This is a genomic window from Pseudorhodoferax sp. Leaf267 (genome assembly GCF_001422405.1).
GTDB lineage: Bacteria > Pseudomonadota > Gammaproteobacteria > Burkholderiales > Burkholderiaceae_C > Pseudorhodoferax.
On sequence record NZ_LMMV01000012.1, the window covers coordinates 225,227 to 244,858 of the forward strand.

20 protein-coding genes are annotated in these 19,632 nt (G+C 71.0%); 13 read left to right on the plus strand and 7 right to left on the minus strand.

Going from position 1 to position 19,632, the window contains the following annotated elements:
• From folP to ASF43_RS12900, 5 genes are all read left to right on the plus strand, one after another.
• Nucleotides 1-912, plus strand: coding sequence for a dihydropteroate synthase (folP, locus tag ASF43_RS12880; protein ID WP_056181423.1), 912 nt, complete (start codon nt 1-3; stop codon nt 910-912).
• Nucleotides 909-2,264, plus strand: a complete 1,356-nt coding sequence (gene glmM / locus ASF43_RS12885) for a phosphoglucosamine mutase (protein ID WP_056181426.1) — start codon at nt 909-911, stop codon at nt 2,262-2,264. The genes folP and glmM overlap by 4 nt, the downstream gene beginning before the upstream one ends.
• A 131-nt stretch (nt 2,265-2,395) precedes the next feature.
• Nucleotides 2,396-3,220, plus strand: a complete 825-nt coding sequence (locus ASF43_RS12890) for a GNAT family N-acetyltransferase (RefSeq protein ID WP_082497821.1) — start codon at nt 2,396-2,398, stop codon at nt 3,218-3,220.
• A 1-nt stretch (nt 3,221) separates the two neighbouring features.
• Nucleotides 3,222-4,085 (plus strand): UDP-2,3-diacylglucosamine diphosphatase, encoded by an 864-nt coding sequence (locus tag ASF43_RS12895; RefSeq protein WP_056181429.1) that lies wholly within the window; start codon nt 3,222-3,224, stop codon nt 4,083-4,085.
• A 43-nt stretch (nt 4,086-4,128) separates the two neighbouring features.
• A complete protein-coding gene (locus ASF43_RS12900) occupies nt 4,129-4,665 on the plus strand; it encodes a GNAT family N-acetyltransferase (RefSeq protein ID WP_235578240.1) in 537 nt (178 codons plus the stop codon).
• Here ASF43_RS12900 and ASF43_RS12905 read toward each other — a convergent pair.
• Nucleotides 4,658-6,022: an NAD(P)/FAD-dependent oxidoreductase gene (locus tag ASF43_RS12905; RefSeq protein ID WP_056181432.1), complete on the minus strand. Its 1,365-nt coding sequence runs from the start codon at nt 6,020-6,022 to the stop codon at nt 4,658-4,660. The two genes, ASF43_RS12900 and ASF43_RS12905, sit on opposite strands and share 8 nt — an antisense overlap.
• Nucleotides 6,023-6,252: 230 nt before the next feature.
• On the opposite strand from ASF43_RS12905, the gene ASF43_RS12910 reads away from it, so the two are divergent.
• The 3 genes from ASF43_RS12910 (at nt 6,253) to ASF43_RS12920 (ending at nt 7,677) form a co-directional block, all read left to right on the plus strand.
• The gene (locus ASF43_RS12910; RefSeq protein WP_235578241.1) at nt 6,253-6,972 is read left to right on the plus strand and encodes a cation:proton antiporter; all 720 of its coding nucleotides are present in this window, start codon (nt 6,253-6,255) and stop codon (nt 6,970-6,972) included.
• A 68-nt stretch (nt 6,973-7,040) separates the two neighbouring features.
• Nucleotides 7,041-7,274 (plus strand): AbrB/MazE/SpoVT family DNA-binding domain-containing protein, encoded by a 234-nt coding sequence (locus tag ASF43_RS12915; protein ID WP_056181439.1) that lies wholly within the window; start codon nt 7,041-7,043, stop codon nt 7,272-7,274.
• A gap of 4 nt (nt 7,275-7,278) precedes the next feature.
• Nucleotides 7,279-7,677, plus strand: a complete 399-nt coding sequence (locus ASF43_RS12920; RefSeq protein ID WP_235578242.1) for a PIN domain-containing protein — start codon at nt 7,279-7,281, stop codon at nt 7,675-7,677.
• A gap of 12 nt (nt 7,678-7,689) precedes the next feature.
• On the opposite strand, the gene asd is transcribed toward ASF43_RS12920, so the two are convergent.
• Nucleotides 7,690-8,565 (minus strand): archaetidylserine decarboxylase, encoded by an 876-nt coding sequence (gene asd, locus ASF43_RS12925; RefSeq protein WP_056181445.1) that lies wholly within the window; start codon nt 8,563-8,565, stop codon nt 7,690-7,692.
• A gap of 53 nt (nt 8,566-8,618) precedes the next feature.
• Here asd and ASF43_RS12930 point away from each other — a divergent pair, with 53 nt between their 5' ends.
• A complete protein-coding gene (locus ASF43_RS12930; protein ID WP_056181448.1) occupies nt 8,619-10,271 on the plus strand; it encodes an aminotransferase class III-fold pyridoxal phosphate-dependent enzyme in 1,653 nt (550 codons plus the stop codon).
• A gap of 140 nt (nt 10,272-10,411) precedes the next feature.
• Here ASF43_RS12930 and ASF43_RS12935 read toward each other — a convergent pair whose 3' ends face one another.
• Nucleotides 10,412-11,029 carry a hypothetical protein gene (locus tag ASF43_RS12935; RefSeq protein WP_235578243.1) on the minus strand — a complete coding sequence of 206 codons (618 nt, stop codon included), beginning with the start codon at nt 11,027-11,029 and terminating at the stop codon, nt 10,412-10,414.
• 101 nt (nt 11,030-11,130) lie between these two features.
• Here ASF43_RS12935 and ASF43_RS12940 point away from each other — a divergent pair, with 101 nt between their 5' ends.
• The gene (locus ASF43_RS12940) at nt 11,131-12,336 is read left to right on the plus strand and encodes an MFS transporter (protein ID WP_056181453.1); all 1,206 of its coding nucleotides are present in this window, start codon (nt 11,131-11,133) and stop codon (nt 12,334-12,336) included.
• 4 nt (nt 12,337-12,340) lie between these two features.
• Here the strand turns inward: ASF43_RS12940 and ASF43_RS12945 are convergent, their stop codons facing one another.
• Nucleotides 12,341-13,003, minus strand: coding sequence for a 2-dehydro-3-deoxy-6-phosphogalactonate aldolase (locus ASF43_RS12945; protein WP_082497822.1), 663 nt, complete (start codon nt 13,001-13,003; stop codon nt 12,341-12,343).
• Nucleotides 13,004-13,026: 23 nt separating this feature from the next.
• The gene (locus ASF43_RS12950) at nt 13,027-14,025 is read right to left on the minus strand and encodes a 2-dehydro-3-deoxygalactonokinase (RefSeq protein WP_056181455.1); all 999 of its coding nucleotides are present in this window, start codon (nt 14,023-14,025) and stop codon (nt 13,027-13,029) included.
• A gap of 152 nt (nt 14,026-14,177) precedes the next feature.
• Here ASF43_RS12950 and ASF43_RS12955 point away from each other — a divergent pair, with 152 nt between their 5' ends.
• The 3 genes from ASF43_RS12955 (at nt 14,178) to ASF43_RS12965 (ending at nt 16,927) form a co-directional block, all read left to right on the plus strand.
• Nucleotides 14,178-15,395, plus strand: coding sequence for a glycosyltransferase family 1 protein (locus ASF43_RS12955; RefSeq protein ID WP_056181458.1), 1,218 nt, complete (start codon nt 14,178-14,180; stop codon nt 15,393-15,395).
• Nucleotides 15,392-16,540, plus strand: coding sequence for a galactosyldiacylglycerol synthase (locus tag ASF43_RS12960; RefSeq protein ID WP_056181462.1), 1,149 nt, complete (start codon nt 15,392-15,394; stop codon nt 16,538-16,540). Before ASF43_RS12955 ends, ASF43_RS12960 begins: the two co-directional genes overlap by 4 nt.
• A 99-nt stretch (nt 16,541-16,639) precedes the next feature.
• Entirely contained in the window at nt 16,640-16,927 is a 288-nt protein-coding gene (locus tag ASF43_RS12965) for a hypothetical protein (protein ID WP_056181466.1), read from the plus strand.
• A gap of 31 nt (nt 16,928-16,958) precedes the next feature.
• Here the strand turns inward: ASF43_RS12965 and ASF43_RS12970 are convergent, their stop codons facing one another.
• Together ASF43_RS12970 and ASF43_RS12975 are read right to left on the minus strand one after the other, a co-directional pair.
• Nucleotides 16,959-18,464 (minus strand): CYTH and CHAD domain-containing protein, encoded by a 1,506-nt coding sequence (locus ASF43_RS12970; RefSeq protein ID WP_235578244.1) that lies wholly within the window; start codon nt 18,462-18,464, stop codon nt 16,959-16,961.
• A gap of 59 nt (nt 18,465-18,523) precedes the next feature.
• On the minus strand, nt 18,524-19,567 hold the full coding sequence (locus tag ASF43_RS12975; RefSeq protein WP_056181473.1) for a transporter: 1,044 nt from the start codon (nt 19,565-19,567) through the stop codon (nt 18,524-18,526).
• Between the last annotated feature and the right edge of the window lie 65 nt (nt 19,568-19,632).

The window sequence follows — 19,632 nt, forward strand, 5'->3', positions numbered from 1 at the left end:
ATGCATTTGAAGCCCACGTACTGGCAGACATCCCGTTTCCGCATCGACCTGGATGCGCCCAAGGTCATGGGGATCGTCAATCTCACGCCCGATTCGTTCTCCGACGGTGGCCGCCTGGCCGGCCCCGTGGCCGCGCTGCGCCATTGCGAGCAACTGCTGGCCGCCGGTGCGCACATCCTGGATCTCGGTGCCGAATCGTCGCGGCCCGGCGCCGCCATGCTGCCCGTGGCGGACGAACTCGCGCGCCTGTTGCCGGTACTGCGCGATGCCACGGCGCTGGGCGTGCCCGTCTCCGTCGATACCTACAAGCCGCAGGTGATTCAGGCCGCTCTGGACCTGGGGGCCGACATCGTCAACGACATCTGGGCCCTGCGCTGGCACGACGCGGACGCAGGCGAGCCGCCCGGTGCTGCCGCCGCTGTGGTCGCGGCACATCCGGACTGCGGCGTCTGCCTCATGCACATGCACGGCGAGCCCGCCACCATGCAACGCGAGCCCATGCACGGCGACGTGCTGGCCGACGTGCAGGCCTTCCTCGCGCAGGCGGCTGCTCAGCTCGAAGCCCGCGGCGTTGCGCCGCAGCGTATCGTGCTCGACCCGGGCATCGGCTTCGGCAAGACCGTTGCGCAGAATTTCGCGCTGCTGCGCCACCAGCGCGAGCTGTCGGCAGCGCGCCATGCCTGGCTGGTCGGCTGGTCCCGCAAATCGTCGCTGGCAGCCGTCTCGGGCGGCCCCATGCAGGCACCGGCAGACCGTGTCACGGAAAGCGTGACCGCCGCGGTGCTGGCCGTCGAGCGGGGCGCACGCATCGTGCGCGTGCACGACGTGCGCGAGACCGTGGCGGCGCTGAACGTGTGGCATGCCGCCACCGCCCCTTGCCCATCGAACCCAAAAGAAAGCTCATCGACATGACACGTCAATACTTCGGCACCGACGGCATCCGCGGCACCGTGGGCGTTGCGCCCATCACGCCCGATTTCGTGCTGCGGCTGGCGCACTCCGTCGGCCGCGTGCTGCGCAGGACCGAGCACCGGCCCACGGTGCTGATCGGCAAGGACACACGCATCTCCGGCTACATGCTGGAAAGCGCGCTGGAGTCGGGCTTCAACTCGGCCGGCGTCGACGTGGTGCTCCTGGGGCCGCTGCCCACGCCCGGCGTGGCCTACCTCACGCGTGCGCAGCGCGCCAGCCTGGGCGTGGTCATCAGCGCCAGCCACAACCCCTTCGCCGACAACGGCATCAAGTTCTTCAGCGCGCAGGGCACGAAGCTGCCCGATCAGTGGGAGCGCGAGGTCGAGGCCGCGCTGGAGATGCCGCCGCAGTGGGCCGAGTCCGCCGACCTGGGCAAGACGCGCCGGCTCGAAGACGCGGCCGGCCGGTACATCGAGTTCTGCAAGAGCACCTTCCCGAGTGCACTGACCCTGAAGGGCCTGCGCATCGTGGTCGACGCCGCCCATGGTGCGGCCTACCAGATCGCGCCCCTGGTGTTCCACGAACTGGGCGCCGAGGTCATCTCCATCGGCTGCGCGCCCGATGGCATGAACATCAACGAGAAAGTCGGCGCCACCCACCCCCAGGCTTTGATCGAGCAGGTGCTTGCGCAGGGTGCCCATTTCGGCATCGCGCTGGACGGCGATGCCGACCGCCTGCAGTTGGTGGACGGCAACGGTCGCCTGTTCAACGGCGACGAGATCCTGTACCTGCTGGTCAAGGAGCGCCTGTCGCGCGGCGGCAGCCAGCAGAGCAAGCGGGCCGGCGACGCCGTGCCTGGCGTGGTCGGCACGCTGATGACCAACAAGGCGGTGGAGCTTGCCTTGCGCGCCAAGGGCGTCGACCTGGTGCGCGCCAAAGTCGGCGACCGCTACGTGCTCGAAGAAATGGAAAAGCGCGGCTGGCTGCTGGGCGGGGAGGGTTCGGGCCATTTGCTGACGCTGGACAAGCACACCACGGGCGACGGCCTGGTCAGCGCGCTCCAGGTGCTGCAGGTCTGCGTGCGCAGCCGCCAGAGCCTGTCCGAGGTGCTGGGCGACCTCACGCTGTTCCCGCAGGTGCTCATCAACGTGCGGCTGCAGCCCGGTCAGGACTGGAAGTCCAACACCGCGATGACGGCCGCCACGGCCGATGCCGAGCGCGAGCTGGGCGAGGACGGCCGCGTGCTGATCCGCGCCAGCGGCACCGAGCCCCTGGTACGCGTGATGGTCGAGGCGCGCGACGCCGACCAGGCACGCCGCTGCGCAGAGCGCATCGCCGCCACGCTGCGCTGAGCCGGGGGGCGCATGGGGCATCGGCAGGCTGTCACGCCGCCGCCATCTGGGCGACACGCAGCGGTCACGGCTGCTGCGCACACTGCTCCCAACGCACGGCCGCACTCCGCGCCGCGCCCCAGGAGCACCCCATGCAAGCCTTGCCAACGCCTGGGTTCGAACCGCTGCGCGGTCTGGACCTCACCGCCACCGCCGCCTCTCAGAACAGCGCGTCCAAGCTGCCCTCGGGCATCTGCGTCGCCTGGGCGCGCCACCAGGACGAAGTGCGCGAGGCCCAGCGCCTGCGCCACACGGTGTTCGCCGCCGAGATGGGCGCTCGGCTGCCCGGCCCGCTGCCCGGCCATGACATCGACCTGTTCGACGACTACTGCGAGCACCTGCTAGTGCGCGATGCGGCCACGCGCGCCGTCATCGGAACCTACCGCGTGCTCACGCCGGTGCAGGCCCGGCGCGTGGGCGGCTTCTACACCGAAGGCGAGTTCGACCTCACGCGGCTGCGCCATCTGCGCGGCCGCATGGTGGAGCTGGGCCGCAGCTGCGTGCACGCGGAGCGCCGCCACGGCGGCGTGATCATGGCGCTGTGGGGCGGACTCACGGAATTCATGTTGCGCAACCAACTCGACCTCATGATCGGCTGCGCCAGCATCGCGCTGCTGCACAACGGCGCGCCCAGCGGCGCCCCGGCCGCCAGCCTGTGGCGCCAGCTGCGCGCCACGCACCTGGCCCCCATCACCGAGCATGTGCGGCCGCGCCTGCCGCTGCCCGTGGAGCGGCTCGACGACAGCCTGGCCATCGAGCCACCGGCCCTGATCAAGGGCTATCTGCGACTGGGCGCCAAGGTGCTGGGGCCGCCGGCCTGGGATCCGGACTTCAACACCGCCGACCTGCCTATGCTGATGCGCCTGGCCGACATGCCGGCGCGCTACCGCCGCCACTTCGCGGCGGGGCGGCCCTGACATGCGTGCGGCGTTCGACGCGCTGGGCTTTTGGACCGACGTCGCGGCGCCAGACGCGGTGGGCGGCGACGACGCATCGGAAGGCGCGAACGCGCGCTACCGTGCCGTCTTCATCTCCGACCTGCACCTGGGCACGCCCGGCTGCCAGGCCGGCCCGCTGCTGGACTTCCTGAAGGCCTACCCGAGCCAGACCCTGTACCTGGTCGGCGACATCGTCGATGGCTGGCAGCTGCGCCGGCGCTGGTTCTGGCCGCAGGCCCACAACGACGTGGTGCAAAAGCTGCTGCGCCGTGCGCGCAAGGGCTGCAAGGTCGTGTTTGTGCCCGGCAACCACGATGAGTTTGCGCGCGGCTTTGCCGGCCACCATTTCGGCGGCATCGAGGTCTGCCACGAAGCCGTGCACACCACAGCGGACGGCCGCCAGCTATGGGTCGTGCACGGCGACCACTTCGACGCCGTGATCCAGTGCGCCAAATGGCTGGCCTACCTGGGCGACAACGCCTACGAACTGACGCTGCGGCTGAACCGCCACCTGAACAGCCTGCGCGCGCGCCTGGGCCTGCCGTACTGGTCGCTGTCGGCCTATCTCAAGCTCAAGGTCAAGAAGGCCCTGAACTACGTGACGGCCTTCGAGCAGGCCGTGGCGGCCGAGGCGCGCAAGCGCGGCTACCAGGGCGTGGTCTGCGGCCACATCCACCGCGCCGAGATGCGCGAGATCGACGGCACGCTGTATTGCAACGACGGCGACTGGGTGGAAAGCCTCACGGCGCTCGTCGAGCACCACGACGGCCGGCTGGAACTCGTGCAGTGGCACGGCGCACACCAGCATGCGCCACGCCGCGCTGCGGCGCCGGTCGTCGCCTGACCGGGCGGGCACAATCGCGCGGCCCGTCCGTCCTGTTGCCTGCATGCCATTCGATTCCCCCGCGCCGCGCGCGCCCCTGGCCATCCGCACCATGGGGGCTGGCGACCTGCCCGGCGTGCTGGCGATCCAGGCCGAGGCCTATGCCGGTGCCGCGTTCGCACCCGAACAGCCCGCCGTCTATACCGACCGCATGCGCGTCGCGCCTGACCTGTGCATCGTCGCGCTGAACCCCGCCGGCACGCTGTTGGGCTACCTGGTGTCCCATCCGTGGCACACAGGCGCGCCGCCCAGCCTGGACATCCGATTGCCGCCCTTGCCACCTGCCTGCGGCTGTTGGTACCTGCACGACTGCGCCGTGGCGCGCACCGCACATGGCGCCGGCGTCGCGGCGGCCCTCTACGACGCAGGCCGCACGCGTGCGCTGGCGCAAGGCCTGCGCACGGCCGCGCTGGTGGCCGTGGGCGGCGCGGCGGGCTACTGGGCCCGCCGGGGCTATGCGGTATGCCACCGGCCCGAGCTGGCCGACAAGCTCGCCGGATATGGCCAGGGCGCGCGCTACATGGCGCGCGAGCTCACTTGACCTGCTGGATGGTCTCGCCCTGGAGCAGGCCGAAGTCGCGGATGTTGTGGCCATGCCGGCGCCAGCCGCGCCAGGTGCGCATGGGGTGGCGCAGCGAGATCATGTAGTAGATGCCCTTGAACATGTTCAGCGCGCGCCGGTAGGGCGTCTTGCCGTAGATGTCGCCGGCCAGCACCGACATCAGCGCCTCCTTGCAGCGCATCGGGTTGGCCGGGTACATGAACATCTCGCGGATGGTCGGGTTGGTCACGCGGTAGATGAACCACGAATACTCGCGCGGGCCCTTGCGCATCATGGCCTCGAACGCGCGCCGCGCGGCCGGCAGCTCGGCCGGCTTGTCCAGTGCCTTGGCCACCAGTTCGGCGCCGTCGAAGGCGCTGTGCATGGCCAGGTACACGCCAGAGGAGAACATCGGGTCGATGAAGGCGAACGCATCGCCCAGCAGGATGTAGCGCTCGCCCGTGGCGTGCGTGCTGTTGTAGGCGAAGTTGCCGGTGGCGTGCACCGCGTCGTCCACCAGTTCAGCGTCCTTCAACCGGTCGGCCAGCTCCGGCGCCAGCGCGATGGTCTCCAGCAGGAACTGCTTGAGCGGCTTGTCGCCGCGCGACTTCAGGTAATAGGCCCAGGAGACGGCGCCCACGCTGGTCGTGCCGTCGGCCAGAGGGATGAACCAGAACCAGCCGTGCGGGAACCAGCAGATGCTGATGTTGCCCTCGCGCTTGCCCTTGAGCCGGCGCACGTTGCGAAAGTGGCCGAACAGCGCCGTGCTGTTGTGGTCGGGGTTCTTCTGCTTGCTGCGCATCTTGTGCGCCAGCAGCGTGTCGCGCCCGCTCGCGTCCACCACGAAGCGCGCGCGCCAGGTGCGCTGGCTGCCGTCGTCCAGTTGCGCCTGCACGGTGGCGCCCTCAGCGTCGAACGCCACATCGCGCACCTTGCAGCCCTCCACGGTGCGCGCGCCGCGCGTGGCCGCGTTGCGGAACAGCAGCTCGTCCAGTTGCGAGCGGCGCACCTGCCAGGCCATGGGCATGCTCTTGTCCCAGGCCTCGGCGAAGTCCACGTAGCTGCAATGCTTGTGCTCGGGCGAGACGAATTCGATGCCGAACTTGGGCATGCCGATGCGCTCGACCTGGTCGCGCACGCCCAATTGCTCGAACAGCGCCACGTTGGCCGGCAGCAGCGATTCGCCGATGTGGAACCGCGGGTGGTGCTCCTTCTCCACCAGCACCACGCTGCGGCCCTGCTGCGCCAGCAACGCGGCGATCGTGGAGCCGGCCGGCCCGCCACCGACCACGAGCACGTCGCAGGTCTCGTGCGGCACAGGCTGGTTCGCGGCAGGGGATGGGGTGGCGGTGGACATGGCGTGCAGGGGCGAATGCGAAGCGCCGGATCATAAGATAGCGCCCCTTCCATCGCACGCCTGCGCACCCTCCATGCCTCTTGCCCTCCTGCTGCTGCAGCTGTGCGTGATCCTGCTCGTGGCCCGGCTGTGCGGCCTGGTGTTGCGCGCGTTGGGTTAGCCCATGGTCATCGGCGAGATGACGCGCACGCGGGTCGGCCAGCTTGCCCTGGGCTCGGCCGCCGTGGTCGATGCCCTCGCCTGGATCGTGCTGGCACTGGGTGCTGGCCCTGGCCAGCGCGGGCGGCGGCATCGCCGACTTCCTGCGCATCAGCGGCGGCCTGGCCGTGTTCGCGGCCATCGTGTTCGGCGTGCGCAAGCCGGCCTACGCCTGGCTGCTGCGCCGGCAGGCGCATGAAGGCGAACTGTCGGACATGGCGTTCGCCGCCATGCTCATTGGCCTGTTCGCCTGCGCCATGGTGGCCGAGTGGCTGCACCTGCACGCCACCGTCGGCGCCTTCATGGTCGGCATCTGCCTGCCGCGCGACGACCGGCTGCTGCACGCGCTGGAGGCGCGCATCAAGCCGCTGGCCGTGGTCGTGCTGCTGCCCGTGTTCTTCGCGCTGGCCGGCCTGGGCACCAGCGCCGACGCATTCGCCGGCGCCGGCCTGGGCGCGCTGGCGCTGATCCTCGCGGTCGCCATGCTGGGCAAGATCGTGGGCGGCGCGGCCGGCGCGCGCATGGCCGGCCACGACTGGCGCGACAGCCTGGCCACCGGCTCGCTCATGAAAGCGCGTGGCCTCATGGAGCTCATCGTGATCAAGATCGGCCAGGACGCGGGCCTGATCGGCCCCGCGCTGTTCACCATGCTGCTGGTCATGGCACTGGTGACCACGGCCGCCACCGGGCCGCTCTTGAGCCTGCTGGCGGCGCGCCGGGCGGCTGCGCCCCAGGTCGGGTCTCGGTCCTGAATGGGTCTGCGACTGCCTGATATCCGGCTTGGATATACACTTTGCTCCTGTATATCCAAGGACCCGTCATGCAGGTTGCAAAGTGGGGGAACAGCCTGGCCGTGCGCTTGCCGGCCGCGGTTGTGCAGGCGCTGTCGCTGAACGAGGGCGACGACATCGAGATCGTGGTGGACGACCGCCGGACGTTCGCCGTGCGCAAGCGCCCTGGCGCAGACACTTTGCTGGCAGAGCTGCGTGCATTCCGGGGGCGCTTGCCGGCCGACTTCAAGTTCTCGCGCGATGAGGCCAATGCCCGGGACTGAAAGCATGCAGGGCAGGGCATTCCTCGACAGCAATGTGGTGCTGTACCTGCTGTCGGGCGACGCGGCCAAGGCTGATCGGGCAGAAGCCTTGCTCCTTGCGCGTCCAATGATCAGCGTGCAGGTGCTCAATGAAGTCACGCAGACCTGCTTGCGCAAGCGCGCCATGCCGTGGACCGAGATCAGCCGCTTTCTCGAACTGGTCCGCCACTTTTGCGAAGTTGTGCCGCTGACGGTGGAGGTGCACGACCAGGCCCGGCACCTGGCCGAGCGGTACCGGCTCTCGTTCTATGACGCCTGCATCGTCGCGGCAGCAACCCTGGCCAACTGCGAAGTGCTCTACAGCGAAGACATGCACCACGGCCTGGTGATCCACGGCGGCCCGGTGCTGCGCAACCCGTTCTAAGTCACACCGGCTTCAGCCCACCCGCATCAACGCCTGGCCCATGCGGATGCGTGCCCCCTCCGCGATGCCGGGGCACAGCGCGAATCCTTTGGGCGCGAACACGATGATGGTCGAGCCGTGCTCGAACCAGCCCATCTCCTGGCCTTTGGCGTAGCGCGCATTGCACGGGATCTGGTGCGGCCCGCGGTAGCGCACGTGCAGCAGCGTGTCCAGGAAGTGCAGCCGGATGCTGGCCACCAGGATCGCCGCCACCGGCACCAGCGCCACCGGGTGGCCGCTGGCGAGCCGCGTGCGCAGCACGGCGCGCTCGTTGCGGCAGAACAGCCGCTCCACGCGCTGGAGCGCGATCGGGTTCACGTTCCAGGTGTCGCCCGAGAGGTAGGTCAGGTGCTCCACCGTGCAGTCGTGCGGCGCATGGAAGCGGTGGTACATGGCAGACGTGAGCCGCAGCGTCACGTACTGCCCGTCGCGCCAGGGCTCGGCGGCGTCGGCGTCACCGAACAGGTCGCCCAGGCTGTACGGGAAGCCTTTGGCCTGGAATAGCCGCGTGCCCGACACGGCACCGCAGCTGCCCACGATGGCATCGCAGGGGCTGGCCATCACGTCCGGCGCCATGTCGATCTGCCGCGCCCCGGACTGCAGTTCGCGCGTGAACATCGCATGCAGGCTCTTGAAGCGCTGCTGCTTTGCGTCCGACAGATCGATCTCGGTGAATGCGCGCCAGGTCGCGATCGACGCGTCGCGCACCCAGGGGAGCTCGACCTTGCTGAACCAGCCCATGAAGCGCGTGAGGGCGATGCGCGGCACGCGGTTGGTCAGCAGGAAATTCAGGTCTTCCTGCTGCAGCAGCCGGTCGCGCCAGCGCGCGAGCGTGGAGGTGTTTTTCATACGTTTGACAAATCCCGCGGTTACCAATGGGGGGTACCCACTTCGTGCACCCCATGAACGACACCACTCTCCTGGCCGGCCTGGGCCTCGCGGCCCTGGCGGCCCTGCTGCCCGCCGCCCACCAGCGCCTGGCGCTGTCGCGCGCCAAGCACCGTTCGCTGGCCGGGCATTCCAAGCTCGCGCGCCGGGTCGCACGGCGTTTGCCGTTCTACGACTTCGGGCCCGAGCGCTTCTTCGATTCGGACGGCGCCCCCGCGGCCATCACGCAGCAACGCCGCGCCGGCCTGGTGCGCCTGTCGGCGCTGTTCGAGCAGCGCTTCGCCAGGACGCTGGCCATGACCGAGGCCGCGCGCGAGGGCATCGCCGACCTGCAGTTCACCAGCCGCTACCGCGTGCCCTTCCAGTACAGCCGCACGCTGCGCGCCTCGCTCCAGATCGGCGGCTTCGTCGAGCGCAGCAGCGGCGTGCAGCTCATCGACGTGGACGGCAACGCGCTGTACGACCTGGCCGGCTCCTACGGCGTGAACCTGCTGGGTTATGACTTCTACAAGTCCTGCATTGCCGAGGGCAGCGCCCGCGTGCAGGAACTCGGCCCCGTGCTGGGCAGCTACCACCCGGCCGTGCTGGACAACATGCGCCGACTGCGCGCGATCTCGGGCATGGACGAGGTGTCCTTCCACATGTCCGGCACCGAGGCCGTGATGCAGGCCGTGCGCCTGGCGCGCTACCACACGGGCCGCACGCACATCGTGCGCTTCTGCGGCGCCTACCACGGCTGGTGGGACGACGTGCAGCCCGGCATCGGCAACCCGCTGGCCGTGGAGCGCACCTACACGCTGCGCGACCTGCACGCGCGCAGTCTCGCCGTGCTGAAGAAGCGGCGCGACATCGCCTGCGTGCTGGTCAACCCGCTGCAGGCCCTGCACCCGAATGCGAACGCGCCGTCCGACTCCTCGCTGGTCGCCGGCCGCGCGCCGGCACAGTTCGACCGCGCCGCCTACACCGCCTGGCTGCAGCAACTGCGCGAGGTCTGCACCGCGCGCGGCATCGTGCTGATCTTCGACGAGGTGTTCCTGGGCTTCCGGCTCGCACCGGGCGGCGCGCAGGAGTACTTCGGCGTGAAGGCCGACCTCGTCACCTACGGCAAGACGCTGGGCGGCGGCCTGCCAGTGGGCGTGGTCTGCGGCCCGCACCGGCTGATGCAGCGCTGGCGCCACGACAAGCCGGCCGACATCTGCTTCGCGCGCGGCACCTTCAACGCCCACCCCTATGTGATGGGCGCCATGCAGGTGTTCCTGGAGCGGCTCGAAACCCCCGAGGTGCAGGCGCTGTACCAGGGCCTGGATGCCACCTGGGAGGGCAGGGCGACGCGCCTGAACGCAGCCCTGGAGCGCGCCGATCTGCCGGTGCGCGTGAGCGCCATGTCCACGGTCTGGTCCGTGGGCTACACCCAGGCCTCGCGCTACCACTGGATGCTGCAGTTCTACCTGCGCGCACAAGGCCTGGCGCTGAGCTGGGTGGGCACGGGGCGGCTGATCTTCAGCCTGAACTATGGCGACGCGGAGTTCGACGAAGTGATGCAGCGCTTCGTCGCCGGCTGCGAGGCGATGCGCGCCGATGGCTGGTGGTGGCAGGACGCGGCGCTCACCAAGCGCAGCATTGCGCGCAGCATCCTGCGGGAGATGTGGGGACATCGGGGCGGGTGAGAGGCCGGAGCCCGGGTTCGTGGCGGGATCCGGGCGGCGCGGTGCTGTGCTCCGCGAATGCTCCCCGGCCTCGCCGGCCTGCGGCCCGGGGCGGGGGACAGTCGCGCAGAGGCCCGTTCGGTCCCCTCGGCTCCAACGGCTCAGCGGCTCCCCATCGGATCGATCAACTCCCCGCGCATCAGGTACAGCGGGCTCTTCCAGTACAGCTTGATGTCATGGAACGGGTCCGTCAGGATCTTCGTCATCCACGCCAGCCCTGCCATCACGCCCTGCAGGAAGAACAGGTGCACCGTGCGCATCAGCAAGGCCGCCACACCCAGCGCCAGCCAGGCCAGGCCCAGATGGTGCAGCCAGCCCTGCAGGCTGGTGGCCGGCTCGATCAGGCCGAACAGCGAAGGCTCCATCCACAGCAGCAGCGGCAGCATCACCCACAGCAGCATCAGCACCACCTTGCGGCGCAGGTTGTAGCCGACCTTGATGGCTTCCTTGTGCGCGTGCGTGGCCTGGTTCACATGGTCGTAGCCCTTGGGCTCGAAGAAGAAGTGGCCTGCCTGCCGGCTCGTCATGCTGACCGTCCAGGCCAGCAGCGCGGCGGCGGCCGGGTCGATGAACAACAGCCCATAGGCCACCACGAAGGTGCAGGCGCTCAGCAGGTGCAACGACTGGTTGATGCGGCTGTGGTGGTAGTAGCGGTGGTCATCGTCGCGCTGGATCTGGACGGTCTGGAAGAAGGCGTTCACATGGGCTCCCGGTGTCATGTGGCGCGATCGTGACGAACGGGCATGAAGGACTGATGACAGGCAGGCGCTTGAGCCGCCCGCGACGGCACCGCTGTCCGCCGTCTGCTACAAGCTTGCCCATGCCACCCCACACCCCCGCCAGCCCGATGTGGAAACGGCCGCTCGAGCCCGGCCCCGCGCTGGCCTGGACCGCGGCGACCATGATCACCTTCCTGGCGGCCTCCAGCGCGCCGTCGCCGCTGTACGCGCTGTACCGCGAGGCCTGGGGCTTTTCGGCGCTGACCTTGACCTGGGTCTTCGGCAGCTATGCGTTCGCGCTGCTGGCCGCGCTGCTGGTGTGCGGCCGCCTGTCGGACCACCTGGGCCGCAGGCCCGTGATCGTGGCCGCGCTGGTGCTGGAGTTCGCCTCCGTCGTGCTGTTCTGGCAGGCCGAATCGGTGGCCTGGCTGCTGGCCGCGCGCATCCTGCAGGGCGTGGCCACGGGCATCGCCACCAGTGCGCTCAGCTCCATGCTGCTGGACCTGAACCCGCTGCGCGCCTCGATGCTCAACGGCGTCTCGCCCATGGTCGGCATGGCGCTGGGCGCGCTGGGCACGGCGGCGCTGGTGCAGTTCGCGCCCGCGCCGACGCGCCTGGTCTACGAAGTGCTGCTGGTGCTGCTGGCCGTGCAGTTCCTCATGGCGCTGCGTCTGCCCGACACCCAGGCGCGCCGGCCCGGCGCCTGGGCTTCGCTGCGGCCGCAGCTGGCCGTGCCGCTGGCCGCGCGCGCCACGCTGCGCCGCCTGCTGCTGGCCAACACCGTGGGCTGGGCGTTGATGGGCTTCTTCCTGTCGCTGGGCCCCACGCTGGCGCGGCAGGTGACAGGCAACGACGCGCCGCTCACGGGCGGCGCGCTGATCGCAGCCATGACGCTGCCCGGTGCGCTGTCCAGCGTGCTCGCGCAGCGCCGCATGCCGGCGCAGGCGCTGGTCTTCGGCACGGCCGGGCTCACGCTGGGGCTGGTGTTCGCGCTGGCCGGCATCTGGTGGCGGGTGCCGGCCGGCTTGTTCGCAGGCGCGCTGACGGCCGGGTTCAGCATGGGCTGCAGCTTCAACGGCACGCTGCGCACACTGGTGCCGCTGGCGCCGCCGCAGCAGCGCGCGGGGCTGATGGCCAGCTTCTTCGTGTGCAGCTACCTGGCGTTCAGCGTGCCGGCCATCGGCGCCGGCCTGGCGACGGGCTGGTACGGCCTGTACGCCACGGCGCTGGGCTACGGCGTGGCGCTGCTGGCGCTGGTCAGCGTGGCGCTGCTTGCCACGCTGCGCCAGCGCGAGCTGCCGGCCTGACCGTTCACGCCGGCGTGCGGCGCTGCCAGGCCGTGGTGAAGGCCTGCGCGCGTTGCGCGAGGTCTGGCAGGCCCATCCCCGGCGTGAACAGCGCGGAGCCCAGGCCGAAGCCCTGCACGCCGGCCGCCAGGTAGTCGGCCATGCGCTCGGGCGTGATGCCGCCCACCGGGAACAACGCCAGCGTGCGCGGCAGCACGGCGCGCATGGCACGCACCACGGTGGGCGTGATGAGCTCGGCCGGGAACAGCTTGAGCGCGGTGGCGCCCGCGGCCAGCGCGGCGAAGGCTTCGGTCACGGTGGCGACGCCGGGCACGCAGACCAGGCCGGCCGCGGCGGCCCGTGCGATGACGGCCGTGTCCGCATGCGGCATCACCACCAGCTCGGCCTGCAGCTCGGCCAGCCGGTCCACGTCGGCCGTGCTGCACACCGTGCCCGCGCCGACCAGCGCATCGGCCGGCAGGGCCTGGCGCAGCCGCGCGATGCTGTCGAAGGGCTGGGGCGAGTTGAGCGGCACCTCGATCAGCCGAAAGCCTGCGTCGTACAGCGTGCGCCCCACGTCCAGCGCCTCTTCGGGCCGCAGCCCGCGCAGGATGGCGACCAGGGGCAGGGCTGCGCAGGCCTGTGCGAAGCGGGCGGCGTGGGGCTGGGGGCGGGTGGGTGCGGACATGGCGGGCTCTCGAGGTGAAGGGTTCAGCGTGGCGCGCCCAGCAGGCCTGCGGCCAGGGCGAAGTGGTACAGGCCCAGCGGCGCGGTGTTGCCGGTCTGGGCCGTGGCCGGGTGGCCGAAATGCGTGAGCGCGCGGGCATAGCGCGTGCAGAGTTCGGCATCGCCCACCAGCAGCAGCGGCAGGGTGCCCGGCGCGTCGTCCAGCGCGCGCAGGTGCGCAAGGCCGGAGACCACCTCGTGCCCGATCAGCAGGCCCGAGAGGTAGTCGGCCAGCGCATGCGGCGCCAGTTGCCGGTCCAGCTGCAGGCCCAGCGTGCGCGTGGCGAAGATCTGGTGCGCCAGGTCGCCCGGGGCGCTGCGGCCGGCCTGCTCCAGCCCCAGCGTGAAGCCGGCCGCGTGGTCGGCCGGCTCGCCCGTGCTGCCGTCCGCGGGCATCAGCCGCCCCAGCAGCGAATGGCGGCACAGCAGCGCGAACAGCTCGCCCGTCATGTAGGTGCGAAAACCCAGCACCGCGCCTGCGCGCACCTGCGCCCATTTGCCATGCGTGCCGGGCAGCACCACGTGGCAGGCGCGCGCCCAGTCGGGCCGGCCGTGCAGCGCACCGGCGATCTGGATCTCCTCGCCGCGCATCACATCGGGCAGGCCGTCGCCCGCTGCCGCGGCGCAGACCAGGCCGGGCGCCAACAGCACGTTGCCGGCGAGTTCGCTGTGCACGCTGGCCGCGCTGGCCGCCAGACGGTTCACGTCGGCCGGGCAGGGCACGTACGGCGCCTCGCGCCAGCCCTGGGCGCTGCCCACCATGCCGCCGGCCACCACGGGCAGACCGGGCCGCTCGCGCAGCCAATCGCCGGCGATCTCGGCCAGCGCTTGTTCGAAGCCGGCCGGGCCGGGCTCGGCCAGCTGGCCGATGCCGCGCGCCGCGGCGCGCTGCTGCAGCACCTGGCCGTCGGCATCGAGCAGGAAGGCGCGCAGGCTGGAGGTGCCCCAGTCCAGCGCGAGCAAGCGGGCGTCGTGGCGTGTCATCGTGCGGCCTCCTGGGGCGCGACCGTGGCGGGGCGGGTGTCTTGCATCGTGGCCGCGATGGTAAGGGGCTGCCGGGTGCGCGGGCACCGGCCGACACCGGACTGCCACGCAGGCGTCATGCCGCTGACTTGCACCGCCTGCAGCATCGCGCCATGCCGCAAGCCGAGCCCGCCCCCATCGTCGTGGACGCGTTCGCGCCCGAGCGGCGCACCCTGCGCATCGCCATCGTCACCGAGACCTATCCCCCCGAGGTCAACGGCGTGGCCGCCACGATCGCCTGCTGCGTCGAAGGTCTGCGCGCGCGCCAGCACCACGTGCAGCTGGTGCGCCCGCGCCAGGACGGGGCCGACATCGGCGGCGACGTCCTGCTGCGTGGCCTGCCGATCCCGAACTACCCGCACCTGAAGATGGGCCTGCCGGCCACGCGCGCGCTGGTGCGGCTGTGGACGCTGTCGCGGCCCGATCTCGTGCACATCGTGACCGAGGGGCCGCTGGGCTGGTCGGCCCTGCGCGCGGCGCGCAAGCTGCGCCTGCCCGTGAGCTCGGATTTCCGCACCAACTTCCACGCTTACGGCCAGCACTACGGCATGGGCTGGCTGCACAGGCCGCTGATGGCCTACCTGCGCAAGTTCCACAACCGCTGCGACCTCACCATGGTGCCCACCGAGGCGCTGCGCCAGCAGCTGGCCGGGCAGGGCCTGGAGCGGTTGCGCGTGGTGGCGCGCGGCGTGGATGCAGCCCTGTTCCACCCCGGCCGGCGCAGCGATGGTTTGCGTGCCGAATGGGGGGCGCGGCCCGACACGCCGGTCGTCGTGCACGTGGGCCGCATCGCGCCCGAGAAGAACCTGGGCGTGCTGATGGACGCCGTGCAGGCCATGCGCGCCATCGACCCGCGCGTGCGCCTGGTCATGGTGGGCGACGGCCCGATGCGCGCCGAGCTCGCGCGCCAGTGGCAGGGCCGCGGCGTGGTGTTCGCCGGCGCGCGCACCGGGCACGAACTGGCCGCGCACTACGCGTCGGGCGACATCTTCCTGTTCCCCAGCGTGACCGAGACCTTCGGCAACGTGACGCCCGAGGCCATGGCCAGCGGCCTGGCCGTGCTGGCCTACGACTACGCGGCCGCGCACCGCCTGATCCGCCATGGAAGCAACGGCCTGCTGGCCGGTTTGGACGATGCGGCGGATTTCGTGGCGCAGGCCGAGCAGATGGCGCGCCGGCCCGAGCTGGTCAGTGCCCTACGCCGGCACGCCCGCGAAGCCGCGGCGGCCCTGGCCTGGCCGCAGGTGGTGGGCGAGATGGAGAGCCTGTTCCTGGGCGTGCTGCAGGCCGATGGCCATCGCGTGCAGGGCCTGGCGCTGGCCGCGCCATGACCACCATCGACCTGGTCTACTTCAACGCCGGCGGCGGCCACCGTGCCGCCGCGCTTGCGCTGCAGGCCCTGTGCGTGCAGCAGCGCCGGCCCTGGGCCGTGCGGCTCGTGAACCTGGTCGACGTTCTCGATCCGCAATCGCTGTTCCAGCGCTGCACCGGCATGGCGCCCGAAGACCTGTACAACAAGCGCCTGGCGCGGGGCTGGACGCTGGGGCTGGCGCAGGAACTCAAGCTGCTGCAGGGCCTGGTCCGCATGGCGCACGGCACGCTCGTGCAGCGCCTGGCCACGCATTGGCAGCGCAGCGCGCCCGACCTCGTGGTCTCGCTGATTCCCAACTTCAACCGCGCCCTGGGCGAGGGCCTGGCGCAGGCCCGCCCTGGCGTGCCCTTCATGACGGTGATGACCGACATGGCCGACCATCCGCCACATTTCTGGCGTGAAGGCGGCGTGGCCCAGCACCTGGTCTGCGGCACCGCGCAGGCGCTGCGCCAGGCGCGCGCGGCCGGGCACGACCCGGGCCTGCTGCACGCCGTCTCGGGCATGCTGATCCACCCCGACTTTTACGCGCCGCTGGCGCTGGACCGCGCGGCCGAGCGCCGTGCACTGGGCCTGCCTGTGGACCGGCCCGTCGGCGTGGTGATGTTCGGCGGCGCCGGCTCCATGGCCATGGACGCCATCGCCCGCGCCTTGCCCGACCAGCCGCTGGTCCTGCTCTGCGGCCACCACGCCAAGCTGGCCGCGCGGCTGCGCAGCCGGCCCGGCGCGGCGCCGCATGCCGTGGTCGGCTTCACGCGCGAGGTGCGGCGCTACCTGGCCCTGGGCGACTTCTTCATCGGCAAACCCGGGCCGGGCAGCCTGTCCGAGGCCGTGCACATGGGCCTGCCCGTCATCACCGTGCGCAACGCGTTCACGATGCCGCAGGAGCGCTACAACACCGAGTGGCTGCACACACAGGGCCTGGGCCTTGTGCTCGGTGGCTTCGGCGACGTGGCCGCGGGCGTGCGCAGCCTGTGCGCTGCGCTGCCGGCTTACCGCGCGCGCGTTGCCCAGGTGCGCAACCGGGCCGTGTTCGAGGTAGTCGAGACCATGGCGCAGGTGTTGGCGCCATGTTCCCGGCGGCCTTCATTGGCTCTCGTGGCGTGACAATGGATTCACGAATTCGTCATGCCTTTGTCACAATTTCGGTGGGGGTGGCAGTGTCCAATACGGGTTTTCGCTAGTGCATCGCACAAGGACAACGCATTGAACGCCATCAAAGAAGCCAAAAAGCTCATTGCCAAAGACCCGTTCCAGCCCTCTGCCAAGACCCTGGCCGACCTGGTCGTGTCGCTGGAATCGCGTGAGCCGTTCCAGCTCGAACGCCTGTACGACCTGAACCTGAGCCACTTCGACCTGGCCGTGCAGATCGTCAAGGAATGGCGTCTGGACCGCTACTACGCCGGCAAGGCCAAGCTGTACGACTTCGCCGTGCAGGCCAACCAGCTGCACCAGCACGAGGCCACGGCCGGCGCCGCGCCCCACCCGGCCTGACGCGCGGCGGGCCGCGCCGGCGCGGCCCTGTCTACTTCTTCTTGTTCCAGAACTTGCGCGCTTCGGCGATGCTCTTCAGAGCCTCGCCGCATTCGCGCGCGTGCGCCGATTGCCGGGCCAGCAGCCAGCCCACGGCGAACCAGGCGCGCGGCTCGCGGTCGGCCGCGGCGCGGTAGGCCTCCTGCGCGACCACCTCGTCGTAGTAGGCGCCCAGCACGTCCTGCACCGGTGACAGCGCGTCCGTGTAGCGCGCGGCGCGCCTGTCGCCGAAGGCCGCACCCACGAACTCGGCCAGGTAGCGCAGGCGCTTGAGGCGCTTGCGTGCGCGGTGCTGCGCGTCGGGCGGCAGCGCCTCGAAGGCATGGCCGTCGCGCAGCAGCTGCGCATGCAGCTTGGAAAGGCGCGTGCGCAGGATGCGGCGCGTCTGCTTGGGCGATGCGCCAGGCGCGGCGCGCGGCGTGGCGGCAAAACCGATCAGGCCGACCAGCGCGGCCTGGAAATCCGACGCACGCACGGCCTCGCCGGGGCTGGCCTGCGGCGTGGTGTCCTCGGGCAGTGTGAGCACCGGCCCGCCGGCGGCCACCAGCCGCGGCTGCATCTTGTCGACCAGCTGCTGGCGGTCGCGCGTGGCGCCCAGCGCACGGAAGGTGCGCACCAGCGCGGGCAGCCAGGCCTCGTCCAGGCCGGCGCCCAGCGGCTGCAGCTCGCGCAGGGCCGTGCGCAGCCGGCGCAGGCCCACGCGCGCCTGGTGGATCTGCGCGGCGTCCAGGCTGCCGGCCGCGATCTCGCTCGCGTTCGGCAGGATCTGCGCCAGGCAGGCCGCGACCACGGCGCGTTGCAGCGTGGGGCCATCCGGGAAGCCGCCGTTTTCGTCCAGGCGCGGCGCGCTGGCCTTGACGGCCGGCCGCGTGGACTGGCCCAGCGCCAGGCGCATGCCGCGTTCGGACTTGGACACGGTGCTGAACCACAGGCCATGGCGCTCGGCCCAGAGCCGGGCCAGCGTGGCCAGGTCGTCCACGTTGCCGTCGACCAGCTCCAGCTCCAGCTCGCAGACCTGGGCGCTGCGCTCGCCGCTGCCATCGGCCGACGGGGCCAGCACGCGGCCCTGGTCCAGCGCCAGCTCCACCGTGCTGTCGGCAAACTGCTCGTGGCGCGCGATGCGCCAGATGTCGGTCGCATAGACCTCCACCAGCGGCGCGGGCTGCGCGCCCAGCGCCCGGGCCAGCCGCTCGCCCACCGGCGTGCCCGCATGCCGCGCGGGCAGGGCGGCCAGCGGCTGCGACTTGCGCGCCGGCCCCAGGTCCACGTTGTGCTCCAGCCGGTGCAGCGGGCCTTCGCCCGCGGCCTTGGCCGTCTGCACCCAGTTGCGGCCTTCCTTGCGCAGGCGCAGCACCACGCCGTGTGCGGCCAGGTCGCCGCCCTCGGTGTCGTAGTAGCGCGCCTGCAGATGCGTGCGCGTGGACGATGCGCCGAGCATGGCGGCCTCGACGGCCTCCAGCCGCTCGGCCGGGACCTGGAATTTGAATTCGATTTCCATGGGGACCATCAGATGAGAAGGGGCGATGGTCGCACGCACGGCTGCACCATCGGTCGTGTTCAGCGCTCGCGGCGCCCGCGGAACGCCAGCCAGCCGGCCACGGCCGTGAAGCCGATCACCAGGCTGACGAGGATCCAGAAGCCGTGCGGGTTCTCCGCCAGCGGAATGCCGCCCACGTTCATGCCGAACAGGCCGGCCAGGATGTTGATGGGCAGCGCCAGCACCGTCACCACCGTCAGCACGAACAGGCTGCGGCTCGTGCCCTCGTTCACGGCGGCGGCCAGCTCCTCCTGCAGCAGCTTGATGCGCTCCTGCAGCACGGCCATGTCGCGCAGCGCGACCGAGAACTCCTCGGTCGACTGGCGCAGGTCGTCCACGTCGCGCTCGGCCATCCAGGCCGGCGGGTGCTGCAGCAGCCGGAACAGCGCGGCCGGCTCGGGCGCCAGCAGCCGCTGCAGCCGCACCAGGAGCCGGCGTAGCCCGCCCAGGCGCGTGCGCTTGTGGTCCAGCTTGCCGGCCAGCAGCTGGTCCTCGATCTGGTCCACGCGCCGCGTCACGCCGCGCACCACGTCCACCAGCACGTCGGCCTGCGCGCGCAGCAGTCGCTCCAGCAGCTCCACCGTGGAGCGGATCGGCTCGCCGCACTTGATGGCCGTGCGCAGCTGGTCCACCGAGCGCAGCGCCGACTGCCGCGCCGTCACGACCACGCGCCGGTCCACGCTGATCCACAGCGTGGCGATGTCGGAGGACTCGAACGAGAAGTCGAACTGCACGTCGTTGATGACGGCGATCAGCGCTTCGTCGTCGCGCTCGATGCGCGTGGAGTGCAGGCCCTCGTTCAGCGTCTCGAAGAAGGTGTCGGACAGTCCCGCATGCCGGCGCAGCCAGCGGTCTGCGCCGGCATGGGCCAGGTTGAAGTGCAGCCACAGGAAGCCGCCGTCCCCCGCGCCGGGCGTTTGGGCCAGCCAGGCCGCTGCGGCATCGGAATCGATGGCCAGCGCGCCGGCCTGCGGCGCGAAGCGGTAGCCGCAGATCAGGCCGAACGCGTCCGTGCCGTAGGGGCGGTGTTCGAAGATGCGTTCGTGCAGGCGGTTGCTGTCCATCCGGTGTCGGGCACGCGAAGGGCGCTCCCACGGCGCGATGGTGCGTCAGCCATGTGACGGTTTGA

Bases quoted from the DNA above. Each gene is read 5' to 3' on its own strand.
- folP (WP_056181423.1), top strand. From the start codon at position 1: ATGCATTTGAAGCCCACGTACTGGCAGACATCCCGTTTCCGCATCGAC.
- glmM (WP_056181426.1), top strand. From the start codon at position 909: ATGACACGTCAATACTTCGGCACCGACGGCATCCGCGGCACCGTGGGC.
- ASF43_RS12890 (WP_082497821.1), top strand. From the start codon at position 2,396: ATGCAAGCCTTGCCAACGCCTGGGTTCGAACCGCTGCGCGGTCTGGAC.
- ASF43_RS12895 (WP_056181429.1), top strand. From the start codon at position 3,222: ATGCGTGCGGCGTTCGACGCGCTGGGCTTTTGGACCGACGTCGCGGCG.
- ASF43_RS12900 (WP_235578240.1), top strand. From the start codon at position 4,129: ATGCCATTCGATTCCCCCGCGCCGCGCGCGCCCCTGGCCATCCGCACC.
- ASF43_RS12905 (WP_056181432.1), bottom strand. From the start codon at position 6,022: ATGTCCACCGCCACCCCATCCCCTGCCGCGAACCAGCCTGTGCCGCAC.
- ASF43_RS12910 (WP_235578241.1), top strand. From the start codon at position 6,253: ATGCCCTCGCCTGGATCGTGCTGGCACTGGGTGCTGGCCCTGGCCAGC.
- ASF43_RS12915 (WP_056181439.1), top strand. From the start codon at position 7,041: ATGCAGGTTGCAAAGTGGGGGAACAGCCTGGCCGTGCGCTTGCCGGCC.
- ASF43_RS12920 (WP_235578242.1), top strand. From the start codon at position 7,279: ATGCAGGGCAGGGCATTCCTCGACAGCAATGTGGTGCTGTACCTGCTG.
- asd (WP_056181445.1), bottom strand. From the start codon at position 8,565: ATGAAAAACACCTCCACGCTCGCGCGCTGGCGCGACCGGCTGCTGCAG.
- ASF43_RS12930 (WP_056181448.1), top strand. From the start codon at position 8,619: ATGAACGACACCACTCTCCTGGCCGGCCTGGGCCTCGCGGCCCTGGCG.
- ASF43_RS12935 (WP_235578243.1), bottom strand. From the start codon at position 11,029: ATGACACCGGGAGCCCATGTGAACGCCTTCTTCCAGACCGTCCAGATC.
- ASF43_RS12940 (WP_056181453.1), top strand. From the start codon at position 11,131: ATGCCACCCCACACCCCCGCCAGCCCGATGTGGAAACGGCCGCTCGAG.
- ASF43_RS12945 (WP_082497822.1), bottom strand. From the start codon at position 13,003: ATGTCCGCACCCACCCGCCCCCAGCCCCACGCCGCCCGCTTCGCACAG.
- ASF43_RS12950 (WP_056181455.1), bottom strand. From the start codon at position 14,025: ATGACACGCCACGACGCCCGCTTGCTCGCGCTGGACTGGGGCACCTCC.
- ASF43_RS12955 (WP_056181458.1), top strand. From the start codon at position 14,178: ATGCCGCAAGCCGAGCCCGCCCCCATCGTCGTGGACGCGTTCGCGCCC.
- ASF43_RS12960 (WP_056181462.1), top strand. From the start codon at position 15,392: ATGACCACCATCGACCTGGTCTACTTCAACGCCGGCGGCGGCCACCGT.
- ASF43_RS12970 (WP_235578244.1), bottom strand. From the start codon at position 18,464: ATGGAAATCGAATTCAAATTCCAGGTCCCGGCCGAGCGGCTGGAGGCC.
- ASF43_RS12975 (WP_056181473.1), bottom strand. From the start codon at position 19,567: ATGGACAGCAACCGCCTGCACGAACGCATCTTCGAACACCGCCCCTAC.